Below are 4,539 nucleotides of genomic sequence, written 5' to 3'. Positions count from 1 at the left end.
CCGGTACGAAAACCGAACTTGCGGCCACGGCGCATCATCAGCATCGAAGCCGGGAACACCGTCAACATGACACCGAGGTGCTGCATGGTGATCGGCAGGTTCGCCCACATGCGCATGTCGGGCGAAACGATGGTGAGCACCGCCAGCGCCGAGGACGCAAACATCAGTGTGTTGCTGCTCTGGGTCAGCGCCTGGCACATCGCCAGCAGCGCGATGTTGCGCAGCGACCGCGGCGGAATGCGGGTCGGCGCAGCGGGCGTTTCCAGTCCCTTGATCGAACCATCCATTGGGCGCGCACTCTAGTCCTGCGCCCCTGGCGTCCCAAGCAAATAGCCGTGAGCGCTGCGCGCCGACTGCAGTCCAGCTATGAAATGCGCGGTGGCGTCTTCGTCAGAAGTGAACGTAGCCGGCGCGCGGCACTTTCGTCGCCTTGCCGTCGGCCGTCAGCCACACGCCGGCACCGCGCTCGAAGCGGCCGATCGGCGTCACCCGCACGCCGGCAAGGCGTGCGACCGCCAGCAGCGCCGCCCGCCTTCGCGGCGGCACGGCGATCACGAGTTCATAATCGTCGCCCCCGCCCAGCACGTTCGCCCACAACGCCGGATCGAGGCTCAGCGCGCGCCGCGCGGCGGCCGACAGTGGCAGCCGGTCGCGTTCGATGTGCACGGCAAGTCGCGACGCCGCGGCGATATGGCCGGCGTCGGCCAGCAAGCCGTCGGAAACGTCGGCGGCCGCGTGCGCGACGCCGATGAGACAGCGGCCCAGCGCTATACGCGGCCGCGGCAGGCGGTAGCGCGCCTCCAGCGCCGTGCGATCGCCTGCGCCCAATCCCTTCAGCCGGCCGCGCGCGGCCAGCAAGCCGAGCGCTCCGTCGCCGATCGTTCCGCTCGCCCAAAGCTCGTCGCCGGCCCGGGCGCCGGCGCGTCCCAGTCCCCTGCCCCTCGGCACCGTGCCGAAGGCGGTGATGGTGACGGTGAGCGGACCTGGCGTCACGACGGTGTCGCCACCGCAGAGCACGATGCCGTAGCGGCGCTGATCGGCCGACAATCCCCGTGCAAAAGCTGCGACCCAGCGCTCCTGCCATCCGTGTGGAAGTGCGAGCGATAGTTGATAGGCGAGCGGCGCGGCGCCGCCGGCGGCCAGATCCGACAGACACACCCGAAGCGCCTTGGCCGCCACGCGCCGCGGAGCTTCGTCACCGAGGAAATGAACGCCCGACACGATCGTATCGGTCTTCACCGCGATGTCGTGCCGCGCATCGGCCGGGAGGAAGGCATTGTCGCTTTCAAGGCCACCGGCGCCGGCGAAACTCCTGGCAAGCGGCGCGAAATAGCGCGCAATCAGTTCGAACTCACCGACCCGACGGCGGGACGCCACCGTCTGCTCACTTCACGAGTTCGGCCGGTCGCACCTGGCGCGCCACGCGGTCGAGCACTGAATTGATGAAGCTGGGCTCGCCCTGGTCGTAGAAGGCGTGCGCGATCTCGACATATTCGTTGATCACCACGCGCGGCGGCACGTCGCGCCGGTGAACCAGTTCATAGGCCCCGGCAAGCAGGATCGCCCGCACCAGGCGGTCGATGCGCGCCCAGGTCCAGTCCTCGGCGAGCGCCGATGAAACGATCTGCTCGAGTTCTTCCTTGTGCTGGGCAGCGCCTTCGACCACGTCCTTGAACAACGGCCGGTCGGCGTCGCGGCGCATCCCGCCCTCACCCGCCTCGCCGGTGCGCACACCGAGAAACTGCTCGATGATCTCGGCCGGCCCGTGCTGACCCTCCTGCCACTGGTACAGCGCCTGCACCGCTGCCAGACGTGCCGCCTGCCGGCGACTGGGCGACGGGCGGTCGCTCACGTCTTCCGCCAGCGGCGGCCGAGCGCCACCATGGCAAGGCAGGCATGGGCGGCGTCGCCGCCCTTGTCGCCGCGGTCGATGGCGGCGCGCGCCCAAGCCTGGTCGGCATTGTTGACCGTGACGATGCCGTAGCCGATCGCCAGTCGCTCGCGCACGGTGAGATCCATCAGACCCCGTGCGCTCTCGCCACAGACGTAGTCATAGTGCGTGGTCTCGCCGCGGATGACGCAGCCCAGCGCCACGAAACCATCGTAGCGCTCTTTTTCCTTGGCGGCCGCCAGTGCAATGGCGCCGGGAATCTCGAAGGCACCGGGCACCACAACACGCTCCGAAGTGGCGCCGTTCTTCTTGATCTCGCGCTCGGCGCCGGCGATCAGCGCGTCGGCGATCTCGACGTAGTAGCGCGACTCGACGATCAGGATTCGCGCGCCCTTGACGCCGTCGACCGCCGGTCGGGCCGTCGGGGTTTCCGTCCGTGTCGACATGTTCAGGGCACTACGATTTCTGAGACGGGCGGCCGGGAACGGGCTTCTGGCCGGTAATCTTGAGGCCGAAGCCTTCGAGGCCGACCACGCTCTTCTTGCTGTTGGTCAGCAGCACCATCTCCTTGACGCCGAGATCGATCAGGATCTGGGCGCCGACACCATAGTCGCGCAATTCCTGTCCGGCCGGCTCGATCGGCTCGCCGGCGCGGCGGCGCTGCTCTGCCAGCACGACGGTGAGCGGCTCGCGGATCAGCACGATGACGCCACGGCCTTCCTTGGAGATCTCGCGCATGGAAGCTTCGATCTCGCCGCCACGGCCGCCGCTGCGCTGGCCCAAAGTGTCGGTGAAGAGATTGACGGCATGCATGCGCACCATGACCGGGCCACCCGTCGCAGGATCGCCCTTCACCAGCGCCACATGCTGCGCCATCGTCACCTTGTTCACGTACACCACGCAGCGGAAATCGCCGCCGTAGGTGCTGTCGAGAGCGGTCTCGCTGATGCGCTTCACGATCGAGTCATAGCGGCGGCGGTAGGCGATCAGGTCGGCGATGGTGCCGATCTTGAGGCCATGCCGCTGGGCGAAGGTGATGAGATCGTTGCGGCGCGCCATCGTGCCGTCGTCGTTCATGATCTCGCAGACGACGCCGGCCGGCGTGAGGCCGGCCAGCCGCGCCAGGTCGACTGCGGCCTCGGTGTGGCCGGTGCGCTCGAGCGTGCCGCCGTCGCGCGCGACCAGCGGGAAGACGTGGCCCGGCGTCACGATGTCCTTGGGGCCGCACGACGGGTCGATCGCCACCGCCACGGTGCGCGCCCGGTCGGCGGCCGAAATGCCGGTGGTCACGCCCTCGCGGGCCTCGATCGAGACGGTGAAGGCGGTCTGGTGCCGCGTGCCGTTGTTCTGCGCCATCAGCGCCAGTCCGAGCTGCTCGACCCGGTCCCGGGTCAGCGCCAGGCAGATCAGGCCGCGCGCATGCTTGGCCATGAAGTTGATGACCTCGGGCGTCGCCCATTGCGCCGGGATCACGATGTCGCCTTCGTTCTCGCGGTCCTCGTCGTCGACAAGGATGAACATCCGGCCCTTGCGGGCTTCCTCGATGATGTCCTCGGCGGCGGCCTTCACTTCGCCGAAGGTGATCCGCCAGGCGTCCTTTTCGAGCGCGCTCATGATTTTCCGTGCTCCAACAATCGCGCAACGTAACGCGCGAGCATATCGACCTCAAGGTTGACCCGCTGGCCGACTTTGGCCTGTCCCAGGGTCGTAACAGCCTGGGTATGGGAAATCACGTTCACGCCGAAGCGGTTGTCGGCGACTTCATTGACCGTGAGGGAAATGCCGTCGATGGCGACCGAGCCCTTGGCCGCGACGAAGCGGGCGAGCTCGCCCGGCACCTCGAACACGAAGCGCACGCTGCCGCCTTCTGGCGTCATGGACGCCACCTTGCCGACGCCGTCGACGTGGCCGTAGACGAGATGCCCACCCAGTTCGTCGCCGAGCTTCAGGGACAGTTCCAGGTTGATCCGGCTACCGACCGCCCACTCGCCGAGATGGGTCTTGGCCAGGCTCTCGCCAGAAACTTCCACGGCGAACCAGTCGCCGCCCTTCTCGACCACTGTGAGGCAACAGCCGGAACAGGCAATCGAAGCGCCGATCGCGACCGACTTCATGTCGTGCCTGGTGCGCACCACAAACCGGCGATCACCCGCCTGGCCGCCGGGTGCCACCGTGACGATCTCGCCGATATCCGTGACGATGCCCGTGAACATGGTTCTACTTAGGTCCGCCTGTGCCAGGTTTCCAGCGTGTCCGTGCCCACGGTCCGATTGGAAACCAGCCTGAACCGGGGCGCGAAATCGAGGCGCCCGAGCGCCAGAGGCCCGACCGCAGAGCGGCTGTCCTCACCCAGAACGATGCCCGCACGGTAGCTGCTGATCCGGTCGACGAGGCCGGCTCTCAGGAAGGCCGCGGCGATCTGGCCGCCGCCTTCGATCAGCACGCTCGAGTAGCCCAACCCACCCAGCGCCTTCGCGGCGGCTACGACGTCGACCCGTCCCTCGCCCCGCGCCGGTGCTTCAATGACGTTGATTCCCTTGTGGCGCAACAGTTCGACCCGCGCGGCCGGGGCGCCGGCGTGAACCAAGAGCACCGGCCTGGTGCGCGCCGTTGAGGCGAGTTTCGACGTGGCCGACATCCGGGCGCCC

Annotated in this window: 6 protein-coding genes and 1 pseudogene; all 7 read right to left on the bottom strand. The window is 67.9% G+C overall.

Annotation, left to right across the window (positions count from 1 at the left end):
- Positions 1-287: pseudogene (locus EPO55_RS06740) on the bottom strand (hypothetical protein); the annotation flags it as partial.
- 103 nt (positions 288-390) lie between these two features.
- Positions 391-1,377: a thiamine-phosphate kinase gene (thiL, locus tag EPO55_RS06735; protein ID WP_296335802.1), complete on the bottom strand. Its 987-nt coding sequence runs from the start codon at positions 1,375-1,377 to the stop codon at positions 391-393.
- A 7-nt stretch (positions 1,378-1,384) separates the two neighbouring features.
- Positions 1,385-1,852, bottom strand: coding sequence for a transcription antitermination factor NusB (gene nusB, locus EPO55_RS06730; RefSeq protein ID WP_296335801.1), 468 nt, complete (start codon positions 1,850-1,852; stop codon positions 1,385-1,387).
- A complete protein-coding gene (locus EPO55_RS06725) occupies positions 1,849-2,337 on the bottom strand; it encodes a 6,7-dimethyl-8-ribityllumazine synthase (RefSeq protein ID WP_296335800.1) in 489 nt (162 codons plus the stop codon). The genes nusB and EPO55_RS06725 overlap by 4 nt, the downstream gene beginning before the upstream one ends.
- A 10-nt stretch (positions 2,338-2,347) precedes the next feature.
- The gene (gene ribB, locus EPO55_RS06720) at positions 2,348-3,505 is read right to left on the bottom strand and encodes a 3,4-dihydroxy-2-butanone-4-phosphate synthase (RefSeq protein ID WP_296335799.1); all 1,158 of its coding nucleotides are present in this window, start codon (positions 3,503-3,505) and stop codon (positions 2,348-2,350) included.
- Positions 3,502-4,104, bottom strand: a complete 603-nt coding sequence (locus EPO55_RS06715) for a riboflavin synthase (RefSeq protein ID WP_296335798.1) — start codon at positions 4,102-4,104, stop codon at positions 3,502-3,504. Before EPO55_RS06715 ends, ribB begins: the two co-directional genes overlap by 4 nt.
- Before the next feature lie 8 nt (positions 4,105-4,112).
- A partial coding sequence (locus EPO55_RS06710; RefSeq protein ID WP_296335796.1) for a RibD family protein occupies positions 4,113-4,539 on the bottom strand: 427 nt, incomplete at its 5' end.

This window comes from Reyranella sp., assembly GCF_004296935.1.
GTDB lineage: Bacteria > Pseudomonadota > Alphaproteobacteria > Reyranellales > Reyranellaceae > Reyranella.
This window is presented reverse-complemented; position numbering and strand designations above follow the sequence as displayed.

Coding starts and splice junctions, on each gene's coding strand:
- EPO55_RS06715 (WP_296335798.1), bottom strand. CDS start 4,104: ATGTTCACGGGCATCGTCACGGATATCGGCGAGATCGTCACGGTGGCA.
- EPO55_RS06725 (WP_296335800.1), bottom strand. CDS start 2,337: ATGTCGACACGGACGGAAACCCCGACGGCCCGACCGGCGGTCGACGGC.
- ribB (WP_296335799.1), bottom strand. CDS start 3,505: ATGAGCGCGCTCGAAAAGGACGCCTGGCGGATCACCTTCGGCGAAGTG.